This window comes from Sphingomonas piscis, from assembly GCF_011300455.1.
GTDB lineage: Bacteria > Pseudomonadota > Alphaproteobacteria > Sphingomonadales > Sphingomonadaceae > Sphingomicrobium > Sphingomicrobium piscis.
In genome coordinates, this window is record NZ_CP049869.1 from 2066089 (window position 1) to 2091148 (window position 25060).

Here is a 25060-nt window from a genome sequence, read left to right on the forward strand (position 1 = left end):
TCAGCGCCGTCGCGCCAGCCAGATCGTGTGCTGCGCGCCTTTGCCGTTAGCGCGGGCGCGAACTTTTTCGATTGCGACCTGAAAGCCGGCACCGCCAAGCCTTCGCGTGAACGCCGGGTCGTCGCCCGCAGACCAGACGGCCAGGATGCCGCCCGGCACCAGCGCAGCCTTGGCAGCGCGCAGGCCGTCGTCGGAGTAGAGGCCATTATTCTCTTCGCGGGTGAGTCCGTCGGGTCCGTTGTCGACGTCGAGCAGAATGGCATCGTAGGTTCCCGCTCCGCCGCCGATCAGGTCGGCGACATCCTGTTCGGCAATTGTGACCCGCGGATCGTCGAGGCAGCCGGCGGTCAGTTCAGCCATCGGCCCTCGCGCCCAGGCGACGATCTCCGGTACCAACTCGGCCACCACCACCTCGGCCTGGCGGGAGAGAGCTTGAAGCGCGGCGCGCAACGTGAACCCCATTCCGTAGCCGCCGATCAGCAGACGTGGGTTGGTCCGGTTCTTCAGCCGTCCGACCGTCAGCGTCGCGAGCGCCTCTTCCGATCCGCTCATGCGGCTGTTCATCAGCTCGTTGCGGTCGAGGACGATCATGAAGTCCTTGTCGCGGCGGAACAGGCGCAGTTCCTCGCCGCCGGGGACCTGTGCCGTCCCTAGGAGCTCGCGAACCTTCACTGGCCGTCGTCGAACAAGTCGCGATGCTGGCGCGGCTGGGAGCGAAGATATTGCGGTGGCGCCTTGACGCTTGCGCCCAGATGCGCCGCCGCGTGCCATGGCCAGCGCGGGTCGTAGAGAATGCCACGGGCCAAGGCGATCATGTCGGCGTCGCCGGTGCCGACGATGGCCTCGGCTTGCTCATAGTCGGTGATCATGCCGACGGCGACGACGGGTATCGATGTGGACGCCTTGATCTCGCGGGCAAGAGGGACCTGGTAGCTCGGCCCGACCGGGATCTTCTGGCGTGGGTCGAGGCCGCCGCTCGACACGTGCACCGCAGCGCAGCCGCGCGCCTCCAGCTCGCCAACGAAGACCTGGCTCTGTTCAACGTCCCAGCCACCCTCGACCCAATCCGTTGCGGAGAGGCGCACCGTCACCGGCTTATCCGCGGGAAAGGCAGCACGTACGGCGTCGAACACCTCCAGCGGGAAGCGCATGCGGTTCTCAAGACTGCCGCCATAGTCGTCCTCCCGGCGGTTCGAGAGCGGCGACAGGAACTGGTGGAGGAGATAACCGTGCGCCCCGTGGATCTGGACGGCATCCAAGCCGAGCCGCGCGGCCCGGCGCGCTGCAGACGCAAAGGCATCGCGGATGCGCTGAAGCCCCGCCACGTCCAACGCCGTGGGCGCATTCTCGCCGTCGGCGAAGGGCAGGGCAGAGGGCGCTTCGGTCTGCCAGCCGTTTGCGTGATCAGGCGCGATTTGCGCGCCACCAAACCATGGCTTGTCCGTCGACGCCTTGCGTCCGGCGTGGCCGAGCTGGATGGCGATCGGCATGTCAGACCAGCGGCGTACGCTGTCCAGAACCTTGGCCATCGCAGCTTCATTCTCGTCCGACCACAAGCCGACATCGCCATAGCTGATGCGGCCCTCGGGCGTGACCGCCGTCGCCTCGATCGTCAGCAGCGCCGCACCCGACTGAGCAAGGGTGCCGAGGTGGATCGTATGCCAGTCGGTCATGCAGCCGTCTTCGGCCGAATATTGGCACATCGGCGCGATCACGATCCGATTGGCGAGGGTGAGGCTTCCGACCTCGAGCGGCGTGAAGAGTGCGGACATGAGCTTCCTTCAGGATAGAAGATTAAGCGGCGCGGCGCGCGTCCTGGCCGACGGCATCCATCAGCAACGTGTAGGACTTCAGCCTAGCCGCAGGATCGTAGATCTGAGACGTGACGATCAGCTCGTCGGCACCCGTGCGCGCAACGAAGGCCGCAACCTGGTCGCGCACCGTCGCCGGGCTGCCGACCGCCGATGAGGACAGCACCTGGCGAAGCATGGCGCGGGCCTGCAGCGGCAAATCGTCGGCAAAGCCCGGCTTGGGCGGCGGCAATTTGATCGGGTTGCCGGTGCGCAGGGCGACGAATGCCTGTTGCTGCGACGTGGCGAGCAGTTCCGCTTCCTCGTCGGTGTCGGCGGCAAAGCAATTGAAGCCCAGCATCACGTAGGGCTTGTCCAGCTGTTCCGACGGCTGGAAGCGGTGGCGGTATAGGTCGATCGCCTCCATCATCTGCCCTGGCGCGAAATGCGATGCGAAGGCGTAGGGCAGACCGAGCATCGCCGCGAGCTGCGCGCCGAACAGGCTGGAACCGAGAATCCACACGGGCACCGACAAACCTTCGCCGGGCACCGCGCGAACCTTGTTCTCACCACCACGGAAGTATTCCATCAGCTCGACAACATCGCGCGGGAATTGGTTCTCGTCGGATGTCAGGCCGCGACGCAGGGCGTAGGCCGCGGCCTGATCGGTGCCGGGAGCGCGGCCCAGGCCCAAGTCGACTCGCCCGGGATAAAGCGACTCAAGCGTCCCGAACTGCTCCGCAATCGTCAGCGGCGCATGGTTGGGCAGCATGATCCCGCCCGCGCCGATACGGATGGTCGACGTCTGGCTGCCGACGTAGGCGAGCGCCACGGCAGTCGCCGCGCTGGCGATCCCCGGCATGGAATGGTGCTCCGCCATCCAGAAGCGGCGATAGCCCAGCCGCTCCGCGTGGCGGGCAAGCTCGGCCGACTGCCGGAACGAATCGGCGGCGGTCGAACCTTCAGGGATAGGGGCGAGGTCGAGGACGGAAAGCGGCACCATCCCGGCCAAGTGGGAAGGCAACCGCGTTATTCAATCCCGCTCAGGCGGCGTCGCGAAGCTCCACGCGGACATTCTGCGACAGGCATTCGGCAGCGCCGGTCAGCACAGCTTCGCGCTGCTCGACCCGCCACGACGGCGCACCGATGACCAGGCGGCTGAAGTTGCGGCGGCCGTTGAATGCCGCGTCGAATGCCGGGCGTGCGCTGGATTCCAGCAGGCGCGCGCCGCGGCCGCCGGTGATCATCACGCCCTGCCACGCGCCATAGGCATGCATCAGGTTGACCGCGAACCGGCCAAGGAGGTTGGCGAGGATCTTGGGACGGTCGCTGTCCGGAATGTCGCCCGCCTGGCTCCAGATCTGACCCTGGCGATCGAGCATCAGCATCTTTTCCCAGCTGACATACTGGTTGATGCCCTTGGCAGCATGGGCCAGCCGCTCCTCGCGCTCACAAGCGGGCGAGAAGTCCATGTGGCCTGATTCGGTCTCAAGGATGCGGATCACCCCGTCGCGGTCGACGTCGATGATCGCGGCGCCGACGCCTTCTTCCACCATCAGCATGATGTAACGGCCGGTACGGTTGAGGTTGGGCGATCCGATGCCGCGCAATGTCTCCATTGTCGCGGTACCGGAACGGGTCGCCCAGGCGCGGGCCGCCACGTCGTTGATGATGATGACGTCCTTGCCGAACACCGCGGCAAGGCCGGAGCGGGTTATTGTCCACCGCGACCGGACGAGCGACAGAGTCTCACCGCTGGTCGCGCCGGCGATGGCCATCGCGCAGTTGAGGCCGCGAAGGGCGACTCCGCTTTCACGTTCGAATTGCTGAAGCGCGTCGGTGAAGGTCGGCAGCCCCCGAATGTCGATCTGCCGAATATTCGCGAGCCGCGGACGGTCGGAGGGCGTAGCCGTCGCAAAGCGAAGCACGCCTTCTGACGACGCTTCGATCATTAGCCACGGTCGTGACTCTGCTGAGGACGCACCAAACATATTAACTCTCTCCGAGCCTCTTCTTATGACGGCACTGTTACACGCTCCCGCGTTAAACATCTGTTACCTCTCGACGCATGCTGCACCGAAGGTTTAAGGGCGCGGCAAACTTCCCATATTGAGGTGCATGATGGCCGACGGCTTCGACTTCGACGTGCTTGTGATTGGCGCTGGGCCCGGCGGCTACGTGGCGGCGATCCGCGCGGCGCAGCTCGGCCTGAAGACGGCGTGCGCGGAAAGCCGCGAGACGCTGGGCGGTACCTGCCTCAACGTCGGCTGCATTCCTTCCAAGGCGCTGCTGCACGCCTCTGAATTGTTCGAAGAGGCCGCGCACGGAACACTCGCCAAATGGGGCGTGAAGGCCGGCAATGTCGAGCTCGACCTGGACACGATGCACGGCACCCGCCGCGAGGCGGTGAAGGGCCTGACCGGAGGCATCGAGTTCCTGTTCAAGAAGAACAAGATCGAGTGGCTGAAGGGCTTGGCATCGTTCGAAGGCGCCAACAGCGTCAAGGTTGGCGACCGCGCCGTTACGGCCAAGAACATCGTCATCGCCACCGGCTCATCGGTCACGCCGCTTCCCGGCATCGCGGTCGACCAGGAACGGATCGTCGACTCGACGGGTGCGCTGGAGCTTTCCGAAGTGCCGAGCCACCTCGTCGTGATCGGCGGTGGCGTCATCGGGCTTGAACTCGGCTCGGTGTGGAAGCGTCTGGGTGCCAAGGTGACCGTGGTCGAGTATCTCGATCAGATCCTGCCCGGCATGGACGGTGAGGTCCGCAGGGAAGCCAACAAGATCTTCAAGAAGCAGGGCTTCGAGTTCAAGCTTTCAACCAAGGTCACTGGCGCCGAGCGCAAGGGTGATACGGTGGCCCTCACGGTCGAACCCGCGCCTGGCGGCGCTGCCGAGACGATCGAGGCAAGCCATGTGCTGGTCTCCATCGGCCGGCGCCCCAACACTGACGGGCTCGCGCTCGACAAGGCAGGCCTGCAGGTCAACAATCGCGGCCAGATTGAGACCGACCATGACTTCCGCACCTCCGTTCCGGGCATTTGGGCGATCGGCGACGTCATCCCCGGCCCGATGCTTGCCCATAAGGCGGAAGACGAAGGCATCGCCGTTGCGGAGAATATCGCCGGCCTGACCGGAATCGTGAACCACGACGTCATTCCCAGCGTGGTCTACACCAATCCGGAAATCGCCGGTGTCGGCCTGACGGAGGAGCAGGCGAAGGAGCATGGTGAGGTCAAGGTCGGCAAGTTCCCGATGCTCGCCAACAGCCGCGCCAAGACCAACCATGAGCCCGATGGCTTCGTGAAGGTCATCGCCGATGCGAAGACCGACCGCGTCCTCGGCGTCTGGGTGATCGCCTCGGTCGGCGGGACGATGATCGCTCAGGCCGCGCAAGCGATGGAGTTCGGCGCCACCAGCGAGGACATTGCCTACACCTGCCACGCCCACCCGACTCACAGCGAGGCGCTCAAGGAAGCAGCGATGGCGGTGACCGGCAAGCCGATCCACATCTAACCGACGGGCAGCGCCTCGAAGCAATCGCGGCAGGCCTTCAACTCGCCCGGCGGGTTCGTCCTTGGCGCGAGGTCGCGCTGATAGCGCGCGACATCCGACCAGCCACTGAGCTTGAAGCCGACGCCGCGCTCCACGCCCATCAGTCGGAAGCCGAGCGCTTCGTGAAGGCCGATGCTCGCGTCGTTGGGCAAGGCGATCCCGGCGAATGCGCTGGTAAAGCCCTGGTTTTCCAGCAGGGTCAGGTGCGCCGACAGCAAAGCCTTGCCTAGCCCTTGGCCCTTCGCGCTCTCGGCAAGGTAGATTCCGGTCTCCACACTCCAGCGATAGGCGGCGCGGGCGCGCATCGTGGCCGTCGAAGTGTAACCGGAGATGATGCCGTCCTTCTCCAGCACCAGCCAGGGATGGCAGGGATTACTCATCCGCTGCACGATCTCATCCGCCGCCGGCGGCACTTCCTCGAATGTGATGCGCGTGTCCGCGACATAAGGGCGGTAGATGGCGGCAATCGCGGACGAATCCTCCGCCCGCGCCAGCCGGATCAGGACAGCCACGCCGCAATCCGCTCCAGCAAACCGGATCGGGGGGCGTCATTGCGTGCCGGTAAGCCGGGGCATTCCAGGCACCGGACCTGGATCGTCGGGCCGGACAGGATCATCCGCGCATCGGTCAGCGCCCGCGCGACGATTGTCTCGGCATCGCCACGCAGCCCCGCGAACGCATCTTGCGAAGCATCCTCGTCCTCCGCTCCGGCAAGCGTTGCGATCAGGCTTTCCGTCAAGCTCCTGGGCCGCTCGAGGTCGCGCACGCCGCGATTGTCCTCATCCAGCTTGGCGAGCTCGCCCGCTTTGGCAATCGCCTCTTCCATGCCGCCGAAGCCGTCGACCAGCCCGATCTGTCGCGCGGACCCGCCATCCCACACCCGACCTTGCGCGATCCGGTCGATCTCGGCCGGCGATTTACGACGAGACTGCCCGACGATGCCGAGGAAGCGTCTATACGTGGACTCGACGCCCGTTTGGATCAGTTGGCTGACCTCCGGTGACGGGCCGCGCAGCAGGTCCGGCTCACCGGACAGCGGCGTCGATTTGACGCCGTCAGCGCCCACTCCGAGCTTCTGCAAGGTGCCCTGAAAACTCGGAAGGACGCCGAACACGCCGATCGATCCGGTGATCGTCGAGGGCTCGGCGTAGATGAAGTCCGCCGGCGTCGAAACCCAATAGCCGCCCGATGCGGCGACATTGCCCATCGACACCACGATCGGCATCTTCTTTTCCTTCGCGGCAAGCAGCGCCTGCCGGATGCGCTCGGACGCTGTGACCGATCCGCCCGGGCTGTCCACCCGAACCACTAGCGCCTTCAGGTCGTCGTTTCGCAGCGCCGCCTCGATGGACTCGGCGATACTGTCGCCACCGGCCGTGCCCTGAGGCGACTTGCCGTCGACGATCATGCCCGCGATCGTCACCACCCCGATCGTGCCGCTGCTGTTGGGCTTCACCTTGTCCCGAATGTAGGATTCCAGCTTGATCGACGCGAAGCCGTCCCCGCGGTCGCTCTTGCCGCCAAGTTGCTCCAGCCGTTGCTCGTAAGCGCGCCGGTCGGCGACCTTGTCGACCAGCCCGGCGCGCAGAGCCGCCTGCGCGATATCGCCGCCCGCCGCCTGGACCGCGCCATTCATGTTGCCCAGGAAAAGGTCGACGTTGGCATTCGGGCGAAGCTGCTGCACCCGCTCCCGCCACGTTTCGAGCAGGGCGCCCGTCAGTGCCTGATAATTGGCGCGAGCCTCGGGCGACATGTCGCTGCGCGTGTAGGGCTCGACCGCCGATTTGTAGGTCCCTACCCGGTAGATGTTCGCGGTGACGCCCAGCTTGTCGAGCAATCCCTTGTAATAGAGATTGCTTCCGCCCGGTCCCGTAACCACGACCGCGCCCAGTGGGTTCAGCCAGATCTCCGACGCTGCTGCGGCTACGAGATAACCGGCGTCGCTATAGCCTGTGGCGTAAGCAACCACGGGCTTGCCTGACTTCCGGACCCGGGCGACCGCCTCGGCAAGGTCTGCCGCTCCCGTCTGTCCGCCAGCCGAGAAGCCGTCCAGTTCCAGTGCGACGGCCTTGACGCTGCCGTCGGTGCGCGCCGCATCCAGCGCCGCGATCATGTCGCGCAGGCGATACTCCCGCGTTGCGCTTCCACCGGCGAGTTCGCTGAGCCTGGCGCCCGCGGGTTGCTCCATGACCGGCCGGCTCAGCTTCATCGCCAGGACGCCGCTTCCCGCCGGCTCGGGCGAGGAACGCAGAACGGCGTAGAGCGCGCCGAAGAACAGCAGCAGGAGCAGCAGGACCAACGCATCCTTGATCCCGACCAGCAGCTTCCAGATGGCGGACACGAACTTCATTTGCGCACAACCTCAACCAAGTGTGTCGCTGCAAATAGTGCAGAGCAGCCTTGAAAGCGAGCAGGGCGACCGGCGCGTGCCTGCCGCATTGCGTCATCGCCCCGCACCCTTCAATGACGCGCCATGACCGATGAGGCTGAACAGGGTGTAAGGCAGGGCTGGGTGCCGGAGCTTGCGGCGACCATTGCGCTCGCCTGGCCGCTCATCCTGTCCAACCTTACCATGGCCTTGATCAATGCTACCGACGTGGTGCTGATCGGCTGGCTCGGCCCGCGTCAGCTTGCGGCGGCGACGCTCGGCCTCAATCTCACCTGGGCCTTTACCCTGTTCGCCATGGGCGTCGTGACCGCCGGCTCGCCGATGATGGCGACTGCACTCGGCGCCAAGGTGAAAAGCGTTCGCGACGTTCGCCGCACCTTTCGGCAGTCGCTCTGGCTGGTTGCAATCATGGTGGCGCCGCTGTGGCTGGTGCTGTGGAATGCCGAGCCATTGATCCTCGCGCTCGGCCAGCAGCCGGAACTGGCCAGTGAGGCGGCACTGTTCCTCCACGGCTATATGTGGTCGGCGCTGCCCTTCCTCCTGTTCCAGGCGATGCGCAATTACCTGTCCGCCGTGCAGCGGCCGGGCTGGATTCTTGCGGTCAGCGTCGTCGGCATTGCCCTCAATGCGCTGGTCAGCTGGTCGCTGATCTTCGGCAAGTTCGGCCTTCCGGCACTTGGATTGTTCGGCGGGGGCTTGGCAGCTCCATCGTGTGGACCTTGCTGGCGATAGGATTGGGGCTGGTCCTGCTGCGCGACCGCCAGTTCCGGCGGTTCCACCTGTTCGGTCGCTTCTGGCGTGCGGACTGGGGACGGCTTGGCCGCTTGTTGCTGCTTGGCTTGCCGATCGGCCTTGCGATGGGGTTCGAAGGCGCCGTGTTCAGCGCCGCGGCTTACCTGATGGGCCTGATCGATACGGACAGCGTCGCCGCTCACGCGATCGCGCTTCAGATCGCCGCACTCACCTTCATGGTGCCCTTAGGGCTTGGGCAGGCGGCGACCGTGCGGGTCGGGCGAGCACTTGGCGCTGGTGACCTGCAGGGGATTACGCGCGCAGGTTGGACGGCGCTCGTGACCGGCGTCGGGTTCATGAGCCTGACGGCGCTTGCGATGTGGCTGTTCCCGACGCAATTGGTCGGGCTCTTCCTCGAAGCGGACGCCGAGCGGGGGCGGGTGATGGGGCTTGCCGTATCGTTCCTCGCGGTCGCCGCCGCCTTTCAGATCGTCGATGGGGCGCAGGTCATTGCCGCGGGCATGCTCCGGGGCCTTCACGACACCCGCATTCCGATGATGTTCGCTCTGTTCGGCTATTGGGTGGTCGGCATCGGCGCCGGCGTGTGGCTTGCCTTTCCGGGCGGCCTGCAGGGCGTCGGCATCTGGATCGGGCTCGCGGTGGGCCTAGCCCTTGTCGCAGTTCTTCTGATCGTGCGCTGGTCGATGCGCCAGCGCTTGGGGCTCGTCAGTTCGGCAGTAGTTGCGTCACGCTCAGGGGCGGTCCCACTTCATTAGCCGAGGCGGAGTCGGTGGATGACGCCGTCGACGAACTCATCGATGCTTTCCCGCTGTCGCCGTACGGCGGCGCCCGCCCAGGCCCGTGCGGCGGCTGGGTCGGCAAGGATCGAGTCCAGTGAACGAAGAACATTGTCGACCCAGCCAGGGTCGCCCGGGCGGACGGCGGCGAGTGGGACGCCTGCAGCGGTCATCGCTGCGGTGATCTTGAACTGAAGTCCTTCGATCGGAACCACGGGCGTGGAGGCGGTCAACGCCAGGACGCCAGTGTGAAGGCGGCTGCTCACCACTGCATCAAAGGTGCCGAGAAAGCCTGCATATGCCTTGGCGGGCATTTCCGCGCCCCTTGGGGCAGGCCGAACCTTTCGCGCAGGCGGTCGAGAGCCGGGCGGTCCGTCGGGAAATCGTTGGTGACCAGGGTAAGATCGTACTCCCGATCGAGCAAAGCCTGGATCAGGTCGCTCCAAACGTCTTCGGCCTGATCGAGGTATGCGGTGTTGGGGCAAATGGCGACCCGGGCGCGGCCGCTTGCCGGATGTGCGTCGGACGGCGCGGGTTCGGTCATGAACACCACGTCGGGCGCAACCGTGATGAGGTCGGGGTCGATCCCAAGAGAAGTCAGCCTGGCCTTGGAGCTTTCTTCCCGGACGGAGATCACGTCCATCGCGGAATATACGTGTTTGACGACCTGCAGCAGGCTTGGTTCGACCAATTCAAAGGTGTGGTTGACGATCGCGGTCAGACAGCCGAGTTTTTTGGCGACATAGATGTCCAGCAGGTGCCGCATTGGGATATCGGTCGCCGAGATCCAGAACTCTCCTGCCGGGTTGAGGATCACGCAGCCCGCTTCCTGGAAGGCCGAAAGCCGGTTGCGATAGTCGGACCGATACCGTCCCGCGTGCGCGAGCCGGGACCGGATCCCCAGCTTTCGGCGAACCTTGAACAAGGGTCCCGGCCGGGCGATCTCGGTTTCGTCCAACACTGGCATCGTGACACCGAACCGGCTTGCGGGTGGCCGATTGGCGGACCAATCGGCAACGATCTGCTCCGCCCACTGCTCGAAACGCGCCGCCGCTTGATCCGGTGGTCCAAGCGCGCTCAACTCGTACAGCGTCAGATGGTTGGGAACGCGCGGGGCGATGCCGAAGGGGCGATCGCCAAGCCTTGATCTCAAAAGCTCAATCCACCTTGCGGACAAAGCTTCGTTGCCCTTGTTGCCGGTCTTAAGCCGCGTGATGAACAGGGCTCCAAGTGGCCCCTGATCCGAAATTTGCAGGACCAACCCCCAAGAAAGAATGGCGACCGTTATCCGAGTTGGACCCTCGCTGGGAAGTGGCACCATGCTTGGGCGATGCAGCTTTGACCGCTAGAGACGGGTCACGACGGTTGAGGGAAGCGTCATTGGGTAATGAAAAACCGGGCCTCGACGGGCAGGGTTCGCTTGGCCGGGCGACGGTTCATGGCGTTCTCTGGATGACGGCGGGTCGCGTTCTTAAGGCGCCACTCAATCTCGTCACCATCGCGGTCCTGGCGCGCTTGCTTACCCCGTCGGACTTCGGCGTGGTGGCCATTGCGGTCGTCGTCATGGGCCTTGCCACGCTGTTGGTCGACGGAAGCTCCGGGATGGTGCTGATCCAGCGGGCGGAAGTCACGCCATCGCTCGTCGGTGCGTCGCTCCTGCTCTCCGCGGTCCTGGCGTCGCTTTTCGCGGTCGGCATCATCGCCGCGGGTCCTCTGATCGAAGGACAGTTCGATTTCCAGAACATGTCCGAAATCCTTATCCCATTCGCCCTCATCCTTCCGATCAGCGCGGCCATGGCGATCAGCACCGCCCTGCTTCAGCGCGGTTCCCAGTTCGGCGTACTGGCGATCAACTCGTTCGTTGCCCAGGCGGCCTACGGGATCATCGCCATTGCCCTTGCTTTTGCCGGTTTCGGGCTGTGGTCGCTGGTATGGTCGCAGATCGCCTCCGTATGCATCGAAACCTTGCTTTGCTGGCGGGCCGCGCGCGCGCTATCCGATCGCATTCAGCCGCAGCGCCATCGGCGATGCGCTCCGATCCGGCGGGATGTTCACGGTGACGAAGCTTCTGAACTGGGCGGCCGGCAACGTCGACCGGATCGTCGTCGGCAAATTGCTCGGGGCGTCGGCGCTCCGCTATTATTCGCGTGCCTCATCCCTGATGCTGACGCTGAATCAATTGCTCGGCACGGGTGCGATGCGCGTTCTGTTCTCGACATTTTCGCGGATGCAGGATGACCGTGCCCGATTGACATCAGGTTTCGATCGGGCGCTGTCCACCGGCCTTATAGGGTCGACCCTTGCTTCCGTCTTCGTTGTCATGTTCGCGGACCTTATCGTCGACGTTCTCCTGGGGCCGGGCTGGCAAAGCGCGACGCCCTTGATGCAGGCGCTATTTGCCGCCTTCGTCGCGCGAAGCGGCTATGTCGTTGCGGAAGCGGTTCCGTTGGCACTCGGCCTCGGCCGGCAAAGCGCTGTCCGCCAAGCTATCCACCTGGTCCTTGTCTGCGCAGGCGCTGTCACCGGCGCACGGTACGCGTTGGTCGGGGCAGCGGTTGGCATCGCCATCGCCTACTGGATCTTCTACCTCATCTGCCTTGGCTTGGTCATGCGTCTAATCGACGTTAGCCTTGGGCGCTTGTTCAGGATTCACAGCTCCGCGCTGCTGGTCGCGCTCCCGCCCGGGGTGATAGCGGCCGGCGCCGCATGGTTGCTTGGACCGGGTCAAAGTCTGATGCTCCGTCTGGTGCCGCCGTTGCTGTTCGGCGCGATCGCCGTGTTCATGATCGCCTTTGGCCCTGCCTCGCTGCTTTCGCAGGACCTGGCGCGCATACGGCAGACGGCGATCGGACACATTCGTTCGCGCCTTGCTCGACAAGGGCGAGCGGCAGTTTGAGAAAGGTACGCGCGGGATCGGACCCGAAACGGCTCCGAACGTGCTAAGCGGCCGCTGGATCACGATGGCGGGAACGGGAAAGCGGACCGATGCGAATTGAAGAAGCCCAGGTCGTTGCCGACTGGGTGCGGGACCTTGCGTTGCCTGCCGGCTCCGTATGCCTCAACATCGGCTCGTCCACGGAGGCGTTTCGCCGCTCCATGCAGCCGCATGTCGGCCTGCTGTTCGACCAGCTTCAGGAGGCAGGTCTCCGGATCGTTCACTGCGACATGAAGAGGGCCGACGGAGTCGACGAAGTTGGCGACGTGCTCGACCCGGCCTTCCAGGATCGCCTGCGCCGCTACGATGCGGACTTGCTGATCTGCTCCAACCTTCTTGAGCACCTCGTCGACCCGGCACCTTTTGCGGAGGCCTGCGCCTCGCTCGTGAAGCCGGGCGGCTGGGCGCTCGTCACCGTGCCCTACAGCTACCCCTATCATGCCGATCCGATCGACACGATGTTCAGGCCATCGCCGGAAGAATTGGTCCGGCTGTTCCGCGGTTGGGAGATCGAGCGCGGGCAGATCCTCGACTGCGGACATTTCCGACCCGGGCGCCAGGCGTTGATCAATCACCTCGGCCGGGTGGCGATGCCATTTTATCGGCGGGATCGATGGTGGCCGATGGCGCATCGCCTTCTGTGGCTGTTCAGGCGCTATCGCCAGACGGTGCTGCTGGCGCGAAAGCCTGCCTGACCGGCGCAATTTTTTTGAAGCGTACGGCGGTTGACGCTCGCGAACCATGCACCCATATGCCGGTCGTCGCTGGCACTCTCGCATCGGGAGTGCTAACGCGCAAAACCATTCTAGAGCAACCAACAAGGGGCTAAAAGGCTATGGGTTTCAGGCCGCTTCATGATCGTGTCCTCGTCCGCCGCGTCGAGGCCGAAGAGAAGACCGCCGGCGGGATCATCATCCCGGATACGGCGAAGGAAAAGCCGCAGGAAGGCGAAGTCATTTCCGTGGGCACCGGCGCCCGCGCCGAGAACGGCACGATCACGCCGCTCGACGTCAAGGCCGGCGACCGCATCCTGTTCGGCAAGTGGTCGGGCACCGAGGTCAAGGTCGACGGTGAAGACCTGATCATCATGAAGGAAAGCGACATCCTGGGCATCGTCGGCTGAAGCTGCACCCCGGACCGACTTTCTTTTTCTTCCAAATTCCCGGCTTTGAACCCGTTCAAAGCCGAAAGCATGAAAGGGTAGCCAGATGGCAGCCAAAGACGTGAAATTCAGCCGCGACGCGCGTGAGCGCATTCTGCGCGGCGTCGACATTCTCGCCGATGCAGTGAAGGTGACGCTGGGCCCCAAGGGCCGCAACGTCGTCATCGACAAGAGCTTCGGCGCTCCCCGCATTACCAAGGACGGCGTCACCGTCGCCAAGGAAATCGAGCTCAAGGACAAGTTCGAGAACATGGGCGCACAGATGCTGCGCGAGGTTGCGTCGAAGACCAACGACCTCGCCGGCGACGGCACCACCACGGCGACCGTTCTCGCCCAGGCAATCGTCCGCGAAGGCATGAAGTCGGTTGCGGCCGGCATGAACCCGATGGACCTGAAGCGCGGCATCGACCTCGCCGTCGGCAAGGTCGTCGAGGACATCAAGTCGCGCTCCAAGCCGGTCGCCGGTTCCAACGAGATCGCCCAGGTCGGCATCATCTCGGCCAACGGCGACACCGTGGTCGGTGAGAAGATCGCCGAAGCCATGGAAAAGGTCGGCAAGGAAGGCGTCATCACCGTCGAGGAGGCCAAGGGCCTCGAGTTCGAACTGGACGTCGTCGAAGGCATGCAGTTCGACCGTGGCTACCTTTCGCCTTACTTCATCACCAACCCCGAAAAGATGCAGGTCGAGCTCGCCGACCCCTACATCCTGATCCACGAGAAGAAGCTGTCGAACCTGCAGGCGATGCTCCCGATCCTGGAAGCCGTCGTTCAGTCGGGCCGTCCGCTTCTCATCATCGCCGAGGACATCGAAGGCGAGGCTCTGGCCACGCTCGTCGTCAACAAGCTCCGCGGCGGTCTCAAGGTCGCGGCCGTGAAGGCACCGGGCTTCGGCGATCGCCGCAAGGCGATGCTCGAGGACATCGCGATCCTCACTGGTGGTGAGATGATCAGCGAGGATCTTGGCATCAAGCTCGAGAACGTCACCGTTCAGATGCTCGGCACCGCCAAGCGCGTCACCATCGACAAGGACAACACCACCATTGTCGACGGCGCGGGCACGGGCGACGCCATCAAGGGCCGCACCGAGGCGATCCGCCAGCAGATCGAGAACACCACCAGCGACTACGACCGTGAGAAGCTCCAGGAGCGTCTCGCCAAGCTCGCCGGCGGCGTTGCCGTGATCAAGGTCGGCGGCGCGTCCGAAGTCGAGGTGAAGGAGCGCAAGGACCGCGTCGACGACGCGCTTCACGCGACCCGCGCCGCGGTTGAGGAAGGCATCGTCCCCGGCGGCGGTACCGCGCTCCTCTACGCGACCAAGGCGCTGGAAGGCCTCAAGGGTCAGAACGACGACCAGACCCGCGGCGTCGATATCGTCCGCAAGGCGCTCTACGCGCCGGTCCGCCAGATCGCGCAGAATGCCGGTCACGACGGCGCGGTGATCTCGGGCAAGCTGCTCGAAGGCAATGACCCGACCCAGGGCTTCAACGCCCAGACCGAAACCTACGAGAACCTGGTTCAGGCCGGCGTGATCGACCCGACCAAGGTCGTCCGCACCGCGCTTCAGGATGCGGCGTCGGTCGCCGGTCTGCTGATCACCACCGAAGCCACGATCGCCGAACTGCCGGAAGACAAGCCGGCTCCGGCCATGGGCGGCGGCGGAATGGGCGGCATGGGCGGCATGGACTTCTAAGTCCGGCGACCAAGCCTACTCGCTTGAAGGAGGGCCGGGGCTTTGCTCCGGCCCTTTTTCGTTGGCGAGAGCATCAAGGAGGTCTTCGGCGTCGTTTAGCTGTTCGGATTGTTCATCCGTCGGTGCCGGCGGCCGATCATCGCGGCAGGCGCAAAGCAGCAAAGCGGCACCAAGAAGCGCAATTCTCATGAGCATTCTTTATCACGTGCATCGCGCACGAAAAAGGGCCGCCCCGAGGGACGGCCCTTCCATTTGCTTCGGTGAGGAAGCGAATGCTTAGAGGGCGTTGTCCGCCGAGTTGACGGTGCTGTCCACCGTGTTGCCGGCGGCGTCCACGCCATTGTCGATCGCATTGAGGCTGGCGTCGGCAGCGTTCGAGAGGGCGTCCGTCGAAGTGTTGACGTCGGAAGCGGCTTCGGTCTCGATGGTGTTCTCGGTGCTCACAGCGTTGTCAGGCGCATTGTCCTGGCAAGCGGCAAGGCCGAGCCCGAGGACCGCAACGGTCAGTGCAATGGTCTTCATGATCGTTCGACTCCTAAGATGTGACCGTCAGCGGTCACTTTCCTCGGCCTGTCGCTGATAAAGCACAGGCCAGCGCCGGCAGATATAGGCGCCCAAAAGACGATGCAATCCCTATTTGCGCTTAGGAGATTGTTTCGCCTCACATTTCGGGTTTTCCGTTGACTGATATAAAGATATCCTTATATCGTTAAATCGTGGCGACGGACCTTCCAATCGCGGACTTCTTCCAGGCCCTTGCCGACTCCACGCGGCTGCGGGTTCTGATGCTGTTACGCGAAATGGAGCTTTCGGTCGGGGAGCTTGCGCAAGTTCTCGGCCAAAGCCAGCCGCGAGTGTCCCGCCATCTCAAGATCCTTGCCGACGCCGGCGCGCTGGAGCGCCGCAAGGAAGGCAGCTGGGTGTTCCTGACGCTCGCCGACGCGCTGCGCACCGATCCGGTTTTTGCGCTGATCGACACGCTGGCGGACGGGGAAATCAAGAATTTGTTTCGAAGCGATGCGGTTCGGCTCGAGTCCGTGCGCGCGGAGCGGACGCAGGCGGCCACCCGTTATTTCGAAGCTCATGCCGCCGTGTGGGATCAGATTCGCTCGCTTCATGTGGCCGAGAGCGAGGTGGAGCGCGCCATTGCCGATGCTCTGGGCAGCGCCGACCTGGGCTGCCTCGTAGACATCGGGACGGGCACCGGGCGGATGATCGAACTGTTCGGTCCGCAGGCAAGCCAGGCGATCGGCATCGACCGTTCGTCAGAAATGCTGCGTCTGGCCCGGGCGAAGCTCGATACGACGGGCATTCGCGCCAGCCTTCGGCAGGGCGACATTTATGCGCTTCCGCTGCCCGACGAAGTCGCCGACTGCGTGATCCTTCACCAGGTGCTGCACTACGCCCATTCGCCCGCAGCAGCCGTTGCGGAGGCTGCCCGCGTGCTCGGCGCCGGCGGCACGTTGCTGATCGTCGACTTCGCTGCCCACGAACGCGAGGAATTGCGCGAAACGGATGCGCATATCCGCCTGGGCTTCGAAGACGAGGTGATGACGGACTGGTTCGCGTCCGCAGGCCTGCAGGTCGACCGCGTCCAGCATCTCGAAGGCGGCGAACTGACCGTCACCCTGTGGCGCGGCGTCAAGGCGACCGCGACCCTGACCCGCCGGAAAGCTGCCTAAATCACATGAGTTCGGTTCTTCCTCAAACGCGCGCACCCTTGTTCGCCGAAACCCACGGCGACATCGACGTCAGCTTCGAATTCTTCCCGCCCAAGACGGAGAAGATGGAGCAGACGCTGTGGGAGTCGATCAAGACGCTGGAGCCGCTCGGCCCGCGCTTCGTGTCGGTCACCTACGGTGCCGGCGGTTCGACGCGCGAGCGGACACATGCGACGGTGGAGCGCATAGCGCGCGACACCAGCCTTACGGCGGCGGCGCACCTCACCTGCGTGTCGGCCACTCGGGAGGAAGTGGATGAGGTCGCCCGCCACTATTGGGAAGCGGGCGTGCGCCACATCGTGGCGCTGCGCGGCGACCCGCCCGAACTCGGCAGCAAATATGAGCAGCACCCCGGAGGCTACGCCAACGCCGCGGAGCTGGTTGCCGGTCTCAAGAAGATTGCGCCGTTCGACATCTCGGTCGCCGCTTATCCCGAATGTCATCCGGACTCGGGGGACAAGGCAGCGGACCTCGAAAATCTGAGGCGCAAGGTCCATGCCGGTGCCGATCGCGCCATCACCCAGTTCTTCTTCTCGCCCGACGCCTTTCTGCGTTTCCGCGACGATGTCGCCGCCGCCGGGATCGACGTGGAAATCGTGCCCGGCATCCTGCCCGTCTCCAACGTTGCCCAGACCCGTAAATTCGCCGGCGCGTGCGGCGCGGCCATCCCGAAGTGGATGGACAATCTGTTCGAAGGGCTCGACGAGCTACCCGAAGCGCGCAAGCTGATTGCGGCGACCGTCGCCGCGGAGATGTGCGGCCAGCTTTATGCCGGCGGCATCCGCCACTTCCACTTCTACACCCTGAACCGGGCGGAGCTCAGCTACGCCATTTGTCACCTGCTCGGCGTGCGCGCGAGCAAGCCAGCCATCGAGGAGGCCGCGTAATGGGCGCCCGTGAGACATTTCTGGCCCAAGCGGCCAAACGCATCCTGATCAACGACGGCGCGTTCGGGACCGAGATCCAGCGTTGGAAGCTGGACGAGGCAGCCTATGCCGGCGATCTTGGCTTGGCCAAGGATCAGCGCGGCAACAACGACATTTTGGCGCTGACGAACCGGGAGGTGCCGGCCTCCATTCACCGCGCCTACTTCGAGGCGGGTGCCGACATTGCGTCCACCAACACTTTCTCGGCGAACCGCATCAGCCAGGCCGATTATGCCGCCGAGCATCTGGTCCGCGACATCAACCTTGCAAGTGCGCAGCTGGCCCGCGGCATCGCCGACGAGTTCCAGGCGAAGGACGGCCGCCCGCGCTTCGTCGCCGGCGCGATCGGACCGACCAACAAGACCTTGTCCCTGTCGCCGGACGTCAACGATCCCGGCTTCCGCGAAATCGACTTCGACTTTTTGAAGGACGTCTACCGCGAGCAGGTCGATGCCCTGGTCGAAGGCGGCGCTGACTTCATCCTCATCGAGACCATCTTCGATACGCTGAATGCCAAGGCCGGCATCATGGCGGCCTTGGAAGCGGGCCAGGCGCTCGGCCGCGACCTGCCGATCATGCTGTCGATGACGCTCACCGACCTTTCGGGGCGCAACCTGTCCGGCCACACGGTCGAGGCCTTCTGGTACGCGGTCCGCCATGCCAGGCCGCTGACCGTTGGCCTAAATTGCTCTTTCGGGGCCGAGCAGCTTCGCCCGCATGTCGCGACCCTGTCCAAGGTCGCGGACACGCTGATCATGGTCTACCCCAATGCCGGCCTGCCCAACGACCTGGGCGAATATGACGAGGAGCCGGCGACGACCGCGTCCTTGGTCAAGGAATGGGCGGATGCAGGCCAGGTGAACGTGCTCGGCGGCTGCTGCGGCTCGACACCGGAGCATATCGCCGAGATGAAGCGCGCGGTGGAGGGACTTGCGCCCCGGACCGCGCCCCAACTCGACGTCCGCACTCGCCTCGCCGGGCTCGAGCCGATGGTGCTGGCAGCCTAACAATGGAACAGAGCAACGTGGAACAAGCGGCCGCTGCCGGCGCGCGCTTCGTCAATGTCGGCGAGCGCACCAATGTCACCGGGTCGGCCAAGTTCAAGAAACTGATCCTCAACGGCGACTATGACGCCGCCGTCGAGGTCGCGCGCGACCAGGTCGAGAATGGCGCCCAGATCATCGACGTCAACATGGACGAGGCCTTGCTCGATTCCGAGCTGGCGATGACGACCTTCCTGAAGCGCATCGCCGCCGAGCCGGACATCGCCCGGGTGCCGGTGATGGTCGACAGCTCCAAGTGGAGCGTGATCGAGGCGGGTCTGAAGTGCGTGTCGGGCAAGCCGGTCGTCAACTCGATCAGCCTCAAGGAAGGCGAGGGGCCGTTCCTGGAGCTCGCCGCCAAGTGCCGAAACTATGGCGCCGCGGTCGTCGTCATGGCCTTCGACGAGGTCGGCCAGGCCGACACCAAGGAGCGCAAGGTCGAGATTTGCGAGCGGGCCTACAAGCTTCTCGTCCAGCACGGCACGGACCCCGCCGATATCATCTTCGATCCGAACGTCTTCGCGGTCGCGACCGGCATCGACGAGCATCGCCGCTACGCCATCGATTTCATCGAGGCGACGCGCGAGATCCGCGCCCGCTGCCCCGGCGCGCACATCTCCGGCGGGCTTTCCAACCTCAGCTTCTCGTTCCGCGGCAATGAGCCGGTGCGCCGGGCGATGCACAGCATCTTCCTCTACCACGCCATTCCCGCCGGCATGGACATGGGCATCGTCAATGCCGGCCAGCTGGACGTCTATGACCAGATCGACCCAGAGCTTCGCGAGGCTTGCGAGGACGTCATCCTCGACCGCCGCGACGATGCGACCGAGCGGCTGGTCGACCTGGCCGAGAAATATCGCGGCACCGACGCAGCGGCGGAAAAGAAGCTTGCCGAGTGGCGCAGCCTGCCGGTCGCCGAGCGCCTGTCTTATGCGCTGGTGAAAGGCATCGATAGCGACATCGTTGAGGATACCGAAGAAGCACGCCAGCAGTTCGCGCGTCCGATCGAGGTGATCGAAGGTCCACTGATGGACGGCATGAACGTCGTCGGCGACCTGTTCGGCGCCGGCAAGATGTTCCTGCCGCAGGTGGTGAAATCCGCCCGCGTGATGAAGAAGGCCGTCGCCTACCTTTTCCCGTTCATCGAACAGGAAAAGGAAAAGAACGGCGTCACCCAGGGCAAGGGCAAGGTCGTCATGGCGACCGTCAAAGGCGACGTTCACGACATTGGCAAGAACATTGTCGGCGTGGTCCTGCAGTGCAACGGCTTCGAGGTCGTCGACTTGGGCGTCATGGTGCCGTGGCAGGACATCCTTAAAGCGGCGAACGACAACAACGCCGACATGATCGGACTGTCGGGCCTGATCACCCCGTCGCTCGACGAAATGGTGACCGTGGCGAGCGAGATGCAGCGCTCGGCCATGTCGATGCCACTGCTGATCGGCGGCGCGACCACCAGCAAGGCGCATACCGCGCTGCGCATCGACCAGGCCTACAACGGGCCGGTGATCCACGTCCTCGACGCCAGCCGGGCGGTCGGCGTCGCGTCCAATCTTATGTCCGACACGCAGAAGGACCCGTTCGTTCAGAAAACGGCCGAGGAATATGAGCAGGTGCGGATTGCCCGCGCCCGTGGCGGTCAGAACGAGCTTGCGACGCTGGCAGACGCACGCGCCAACGGTCAGGCCTATGACCGCGAGGGCAAGGTGCCGCCCCCGCACAATCCCGGGGTTCACCAGTTCGGCGAGTGGCCGCTTCGCGACCTGCGCGCCTCCATCGACTGGACGCCTTTCTTCCGCGCCTGGGAGCTTGCCGGCAATTACCCGGCAATCCTGACCGACGAGGTCGTGGGCGAGAGCGCGACCAGCCTGTTCAACGATGCCAACGCCATGCTCGACCAGATGATCGCCGAGCGTTGGGTGACCGCGCGGGGCACCGTCGGCTTGTGGCGGGCGAAGCGGGAGGGCGACGATATCCTCGTGCTCGCCGGCAACGACTGGACCCGCGTGCCGATGCTTCGCCAGCAGGTGAAGAAGCGCGAAGGGCGCGCCAACATGTGCCTCGCCGACTTCATCGATCCGGACGAGGAGGATTGGTTCGGCGGCTTCGCGGTCGGCATCCACGGGCTGGAGCCGCACCTCGCGCGCTTCAAGGAAGCCAATGACGATTATAACGACATCCTGCTGAAGGCGCTGGCTGACCGATTGGCGGAAAGCTTTGCCGAAGTGCTTCACGCCGAGGTCCGCAACCGCCTGTGGGGCTATGCCGAAGAGCATCTGTCGAACGAGCAGCTGATCCGCGAGAAGTACCAGGGCATTCGCCCGGCCCCCGGCTATCCGGCCTGTCCGGATCATAGCCTCAAGCCTATCCTGTTCGACATGCTGGGTGGCGACCCGGCCGGCGTGACCCTGACCGAGAATTTCGCGATGCTTCCGACCTCGGCCGTGTCCGGCTTCTACTTCGCGCACCGCGACAGCGACTATTTCGGTGTAGCGAGGATCGGTGAGGACCAGGTCGCCGACTATGCGGAACGGCGCGATGTCGACCTCGATCAGGCCAAGCGTTGGCTGCGACCGAACCTCGACTAGGTTTCTTCATCGCACGCGGAGCGTGAGCGGCAGCGAGCGTTGGTCCACTAATCAAAGGGCCGAAGAACTGGATTGCTTCGTCGCTCCGCTACTCGCAATGACGTGACCGTGATCCAACGTATCCTCGTCCTCCTCGCAGCCCTCCTTCTTCTCCCCACGCTTGCCCAAGCACGGGGCATCGAACCCGAAATGGTGGCGGAAGGTCCAGTCCAGCCCGGCGGTGAGGTCGAGCTGGCGCTTCACATGCGGACGAATCCGGGGTGGCACGGCTATTGGCAGAACCCTGGCGACGCCGGCCTGCCGATGACGGTGGACTGGACGCTGCCCGATGGCGCGAGCGTCGGACCTTTGCGGTACCCGGTGCCGACCAGGCTGCTGATCGCCGGCCTCATGAACTATGTGTTCGAGCGGGAATATGCCGTGCTCGTCCGGTTGAAGGTGCCGGCGGATGCGCGTGGAACCGTGCCGATCCGCGCCGCTGCCCGCTGGCTCGCCTGTACCGACAAGGTGTGCGTGCCGGAGGAGGGTGAGCTTTCCACCAACCTTGTCGTGGGAACGGGAGCTCCGGATCGCCGCCCGCAGTTCGACACATGGCGCCAGGCCTTGCCTCAGCCGCTTGCTGCACCGGTGCAGTTTGCCACCGCCGGCGACAAGCTTCGTCTCGCCATTCCGCTTCCTGCAAGCGTTCGGGCGGACGAACCTTATGTATTCCTCGCGACCGAGAAGATCGGCGACTATGCCGGCGAGCAGAAGTTCAGCCGCTCGGGAGACACGCTGGTCGCGGAACTTCCGCGGAAGGGAGGCGGCGCCAACCGGTTCGAAGGTGTGGTGGCGCTTGGCGATGGACGCGGCCTGTCCTTCCAAGCCGTTCCGGGAGCGGTGCCGGACGCGAGCGGGACTACCGGGGGTAGCGAGACCACGCTCCTGTGGGCTCTCCTGGGCGCCATTGCAGGCGGCATCCTGCTCAACCTCATGCCCTGTGTGTTTCCGATCCTGGCGCTGAAGGCATTGCACCTGTCCAAAGCGGGCGGCGATTCGCGAGAGGCGCGGCGGGACGCATTGGCTTATGCTGCGGGCGCAATCGTCGGGACGGGTGCACTTGGCGCCGCGATCCTCGCCATCCGTGCCGGCGGATCGGCGGTGGGCTGGGCGTTTCAGCTGCAGGATCCCCGGACGATCGTGCTGCTGTTCCTGTTGGCGCTTGCGATCACCCTGAACCTGTTGCGCCTGTTCGAGCTGCCAGTGCTTGGCGGCAGCGCTCGCCCGGCCGGCGGCTTCGGAACCGGCCTTCTCGCCGCCTTTGTCGCGACACCCTGCGCAGGCCCATTCATGGGGGCGGCGCTTGGTGCCGCCCTCCTGCTACCGCCGGCCGGATCGCTGCTCGTGTTTGCGGCGCTGGGGTTCGGGCTCGCACTGCCGTTCGTTCTGGTCGCATTCGTCCCAGCACTCCGGCGACGCTTACCCAAGCCCGGGGCGTGGATGGCGCGGCTTCAGCGCTTCCTTGCCATTCCGATGGCCGCAACAGCCGCCGCCTGTTTGTGGCTGCTGTGGCGTCAAGGCGGGATGCCGGCGCTTCAACTGGCCGCCGCGGCCGGGGTGATCGTCGCCGCAATGCTGGTCAGCTGGGGCTGGGCGCAACGCAATGGTGAGCGCCGGCAAGGTTGGGCCATCGCCGCGGTGATCGTGCTGGTCTCCTTGGGCGCAATGATTGCCGTTCCCGGCCCGGCCCCGCGCTCGGCGGCTGCAAAGAGCGTCAATGCGTGGAGCGAAGCCAAGGTCGCGGCCCAGCTAGGGCAGGGAGGCCCCGTGTTCGTCTATTTCACCGCCGACTGGTGCCTCACCTGCAAGGCGAACGAAGCAGCCGCCATCGACCGACCGGAAGTGCAGGATGCATTCGAGAAAGCTGGCGTAAAGGTGCTCGTCGGCGACTGGACGAACGGCGACCCGGCGATCACCCGCTTCCTCGAAAGCCGCGGGCGGGCGGGTGTTCCGCTCTACCTCTGGTATGCGCCCGGCCAGCCGGCCGAGGAACTGCCGCAGGTGCTGACACCGGGCATGCTCATTTCCCGGGCGACGGCGCGCTAGCGTCAAACACCTTCTCACCCGCGATCCAGGTCTGCAGCACCGTGGTGCCGGCAAGCTCCTGCGGGTTGACCACGGTGGGATCACGGTCGACGAGGATGAAGTCGGCCCACTTGCCGGGTTCCAGGCTTCCGATCCTGTCCTCGGCAAAGCCTGCATAAGCCGCGTCGCGGGTGAACCCTGCCAATGCTCGCTCGAAGCTGACGCGCTCCTGCGGCCGCCAGCCACCGCGGGGCTGTCCGTTCGGGTCTTGACGGCTGACCGCGGCCGACAGTCCCGGGAAGGGATTGGGGCTTTCCACCGGGTAATCGGACCCGAAGGCGAGCCGCGCTCCGCTGCGGGCGATGGTGCGCCAGGCATAAGCACCGCCCAGCCGCGCCGTTCCAAGCCGCTCGGATGCCATCAACCTGTCGCTGGTCTGGTGCGTCGGCTGCATTGAGGCAATGATCCCCGCTTTGGCGAGACGCGGAATGTCGACCGGGTCGACGACCTGCGCATGCTCGATCCGGAAGCGGCGCGCCTTGCCGTATCTCTTGCCGAGCGCCTCATAGGCCGAAATGACCTGGGCGTTTGCAGCATCGCCAATGGCGTGAACCGCCGGTTGCAACCCTAGTGACAGGGCACGGCTCAGCTGTTCGCGAAGCTGGGCGTTGGAAAGGAATTGGAGACCGCGTGTGTTCGGCGCATCGGCGTAGGACCGCTTCAGCCAGGCCCCGCGTGAGCCGAGCGCGCCATCGTCGTAGATCTTGACGCCGCCCATCCGAAGCCGGTCGCCGTAGTGCCAGACCTTCGTGTCGGCAGCCGTCTCCAGCGGATCGTTGACGGTGGCATAGGACATGATCCGCAGCTTGAGTCGGCCATCGTCGCCCATCGCCCGCATGGCCAACCATTCGTCACGGGAGGTTCCCATGTCGGCCGTGGCGGTCACCCCGTAGGACAGCAAGATCGACTGCGCCTTGGCCAGTCCTGTCACTCGGTCGGCGAGTGTTTGCTTGGGCTTCTTGGCCTCGATGATCTTGGTCGCAGCGTCGATCAGCAGGCCGGTTGGCCGCCCTTGAGCGTCACGCTCGATCTTGCCGCCAATCGGATCCTTCGTTGCGGACGTGATCCCGGCAGCCGTCAAGGCGGCGCTGTTCACAACCAATGCGTGGCCGTCCACCCGCTCGAGCACCACCGGCCGATCCGCGACGATCCGGTCGAGATCGGCGGCGCTTGGGAACGCCTTGCCAGACCAAAGCTCCTGATTCCAGCCGCGGCCGATGATCCACGGCAGACGGTTGTTGGCGGCGGCATAGGCTCTCAAGCGCTGCTGCAGGTCGGACAGCGACGATGCGCCGGTCACGTCCAATTGCAGTGCGCCCATCCCAAGCCCCATCACATGCCCATGGGCGTCGATCAGGCCGGGGAGCAGGGTCCGTCCACCACCGTCGATCGTGCTCGTGATATTTGCCAACCGCACCAATTCCGGGCGTTCGATCAGCTGGCGGACCTTGCCGTCTTCGCCGATCGTCATCGCGCCGAACCGCTGCAGCTTGCCGTCGGCACCGACCTGGACGCCTTTCACATTGGTGACGAGCGTGTCGGCGAAAGCGGGGGAAGAGAGGAGGGCGGCAAGCAGTGCGAAGCGTTTTAGCATGCCGTATCCCT

At 64.9% G+C, this 25060-nt stretch carries 22 protein-coding genes and 1 pseudogene; 13 read left to right on the forward strand and 10 right to left on the reverse strand.

The genetic code is table 11. The features are described from left to right. From G7077_RS10430 to G7077_RS10445, 4 genes are read right to left on the reverse strand one after another with little or no spacing between them, the layout of a single operon-like run. Entirely contained in the window at nucleotides 1-672 is a 672-nt protein-coding gene (locus G7077_RS10430) for a spermidine synthase (protein ID WP_166411647.1), read from the reverse strand. Continuing rightward, the gene (locus G7077_RS10435; RefSeq protein WP_166411648.1) at nucleotides 669-1772 is read right to left on the reverse strand and encodes an NADH:flavin oxidoreductase/NADH oxidase; all 1104 of its coding nucleotides are present in this window, start codon (nucleotides 1770-1772) and stop codon (nucleotides 669-671) included. The genes G7077_RS10430 and G7077_RS10435 overlap by 4 nt, the downstream gene beginning before the upstream one ends. 22 nt (nucleotides 1773-1794) lie before the next feature. Further along, nucleotides 1795-2793: an LLM class flavin-dependent oxidoreductase gene (locus tag G7077_RS10440; protein ID WP_166411649.1), complete on the reverse strand. Its 999-nt coding sequence runs from the start codon at nucleotides 2791-2793 to the stop codon at nucleotides 1795-1797. Between the two features lie 40 nt (nucleotides 2794-2833). Beyond that, complete coding sequence (locus G7077_RS10445; protein WP_166411650.1) at nucleotides 2834-3742, reverse strand: glucokinase; 909 nt, start codon at nucleotides 3740-3742, stop codon at nucleotides 2834-2836. Nucleotides 3743-3911: 169 nt separating this feature from the next. On the opposite strand from G7077_RS10445, the gene lpdA reads away from it, so the two are divergent. Continuing rightward, complete coding sequence (gene lpdA, locus G7077_RS10450; protein ID WP_166412444.1) at nucleotides 3912-5309, forward strand: dihydrolipoyl dehydrogenase; 1398 nt, start codon at nucleotides 3912-3914, stop codon at nucleotides 5307-5309. On the opposite strand, the gene G7077_RS10455 is transcribed toward lpdA, so the two are convergent. Continuing rightward, nucleotides 5306-5860 (reverse strand): GNAT family N-acetyltransferase, encoded by a 555-nt coding sequence (locus G7077_RS10455; RefSeq protein WP_246167149.1) that lies wholly within the window; start codon nucleotides 5858-5860, stop codon nucleotides 5306-5308. The two genes, lpdA and G7077_RS10455, sit on opposite strands and share 4 nt — an antisense overlap. Further along, nucleotides 5848-7698, reverse strand: a complete 1851-nt coding sequence (sppA, locus tag G7077_RS10460; RefSeq protein WP_166411651.1) for a signal peptide peptidase SppA — start codon at nucleotides 7696-7698, stop codon at nucleotides 5848-5850. Before sppA ends, G7077_RS10455 begins: the two co-directional genes overlap by 13 nt. Before the next feature lie 123 nt (nucleotides 7699-7821). Between sppA and G7077_RS14435 the strand changes: the two genes are divergently transcribed. Both G7077_RS14435 and G7077_RS14440 read left to right on the forward strand, forming a co-directional pair. Next, nucleotides 7822-8469, forward strand: coding sequence for an MATE family efflux transporter (locus G7077_RS14435; protein ID WP_343039926.1), 648 nt, complete (start codon nucleotides 7822-7824; stop codon nucleotides 8467-8469). Beyond that, nucleotides 8448-9245, forward strand: a complete 798-nt coding sequence (locus G7077_RS14440) for an MATE family efflux transporter (RefSeq protein ID WP_343039928.1) — start codon at nucleotides 8448-8450, stop codon at nucleotides 9243-9245. The genes G7077_RS14435 and G7077_RS14440 overlap by 22 nt, the downstream gene beginning before the upstream one ends. On the opposite strand, the gene G7077_RS10470 is transcribed toward G7077_RS14440, so the two are convergent. Both G7077_RS10470 and G7077_RS10475 read right to left on the reverse strand, forming a co-directional pair. Then, a complete protein-coding gene (locus G7077_RS10470; protein WP_166411652.1) occupies nucleotides 9242-9580 on the reverse strand; it encodes a polysaccharide pyruvyl transferase family protein in 339 nt (112 codons plus the stop codon). The two genes, G7077_RS14440 and G7077_RS10470, sit on opposite strands and share 4 nt — an antisense overlap. Beyond that, nucleotides 9529-10419, reverse strand: a complete 891-nt coding sequence (locus G7077_RS10475; protein ID WP_166411653.1) for a polysaccharide pyruvyl transferase family protein — start codon at nucleotides 10417-10419, stop codon at nucleotides 9529-9531. Before G7077_RS10475 ends, G7077_RS10470 begins: the two co-directional genes overlap by 52 nt. Nucleotides 10420-10718: 299 nt before the next feature. Here G7077_RS10475 and G7077_RS14325 point away from each other — a divergent pair. The 5 genes and pseudogenes from G7077_RS14325 to groL all read left to right on the forward strand — a co-directional run. Continuing rightward, nucleotides 10719-11192: pseudogene (locus tag G7077_RS14325) on the forward strand (oligosaccharide flippase family protein); the annotation flags it as partial. Between the two features lie 121 nt (nucleotides 11193-11313). After that, entirely contained in the window at nucleotides 11314-12162 is an 849-nt protein-coding gene (locus G7077_RS14330) for an oligosaccharide flippase family protein (RefSeq protein WP_281347035.1), read from the forward strand. Between the two features lie 89 nt (nucleotides 12163-12251). Next, complete coding sequence (locus G7077_RS10490) at nucleotides 12252-12896, forward strand: class I SAM-dependent methyltransferase (protein ID WP_166411655.1); 645 nt, start codon at nucleotides 12252-12254, stop codon at nucleotides 12894-12896. Nucleotides 12897-13036: 140 nt separating this feature from the next. Continuing rightward, the gene (groES, locus tag G7077_RS10495) at nucleotides 13037-13324 is read left to right on the forward strand and encodes a co-chaperone GroES (RefSeq protein WP_166411656.1); all 288 of its coding nucleotides are present in this window, start codon (nucleotides 13037-13039) and stop codon (nucleotides 13322-13324) included. A gap of 85 nt (nucleotides 13325-13409) precedes the next feature. Next, on the forward strand, nucleotides 13410-15053 hold the full coding sequence (gene groL, locus G7077_RS10500) for a chaperonin GroEL (protein WP_166411657.1): 1644 nt from the start codon (nucleotides 13410-13412) through the stop codon (nucleotides 15051-15053). A 276-nt stretch (nucleotides 15054-15329) separates the two neighbouring features. Here groL and G7077_RS10505 read toward each other — a convergent pair whose 3' ends face one another. Then, complete coding sequence (locus G7077_RS10505) at nucleotides 15330-15575, reverse strand: hypothetical protein (protein WP_166411658.1); 246 nt, start codon at nucleotides 15573-15575, stop codon at nucleotides 15330-15332. A gap of 263 nt (nucleotides 15576-15838) precedes the next feature. Here G7077_RS10505 and G7077_RS10510 point away from each other — a divergent pair, with 263 nt between their 5' ends. The 5 genes from G7077_RS10510 (at nucleotide 15839) to G7077_RS10530 (ending at nucleotide 23416) form a co-directional block, all read left to right on the forward strand. Then, nucleotides 15839-16735 carry an ArsR/SmtB family transcription factor gene (locus G7077_RS10510; RefSeq protein ID WP_246167550.1) on the forward strand — a complete coding sequence of 299 codons (897 nt, stop codon included), beginning with the start codon at nucleotides 15839-15841 and terminating at the stop codon, nucleotides 16733-16735. Nucleotides 16736-16740: 5 nt separating this feature from the next. After that, complete coding sequence (metF, locus tag G7077_RS10515) at nucleotides 16741-17661, forward strand: methylenetetrahydrofolate reductase (protein ID WP_166411659.1); 921 nt, start codon at nucleotides 16741-16743, stop codon at nucleotides 17659-17661. After that, nucleotides 17661-18707, forward strand: a complete 1047-nt coding sequence (locus tag G7077_RS10520; RefSeq protein ID WP_166411660.1) for a homocysteine S-methyltransferase family protein — start codon at nucleotides 17661-17663, stop codon at nucleotides 18705-18707. The genes metF and G7077_RS10520 overlap by 1 nt, the downstream gene beginning before the upstream one ends. A 2-nt stretch (nucleotides 18708-18709) precedes the next feature. After that, a complete protein-coding gene (metH, locus tag G7077_RS10525) occupies nucleotides 18710-21331 on the forward strand; it encodes a methionine synthase (RefSeq protein WP_166411661.1) in 2622 nt (873 codons plus the stop codon). 102 nt (nucleotides 21332-21433) lie between these two features. Next, entirely contained in the window at nucleotides 21434-23416 is a 1983-nt protein-coding gene (locus tag G7077_RS10530) for a protein-disulfide reductase DsbD family protein (protein ID WP_425505278.1), read from the forward strand. Here the strand turns inward: G7077_RS10530 and G7077_RS10535 are convergent. Next, a complete protein-coding gene (locus tag G7077_RS10535) occupies nucleotides 23391-25049 on the reverse strand; it encodes an amidohydrolase (protein WP_166411662.1) in 1659 nt (552 codons plus the stop codon). The two genes, G7077_RS10530 and G7077_RS10535, sit on opposite strands and share 26 nt — an antisense overlap. Between the last annotated feature and the right edge of the window lie 11 nt (nucleotides 25050-25060).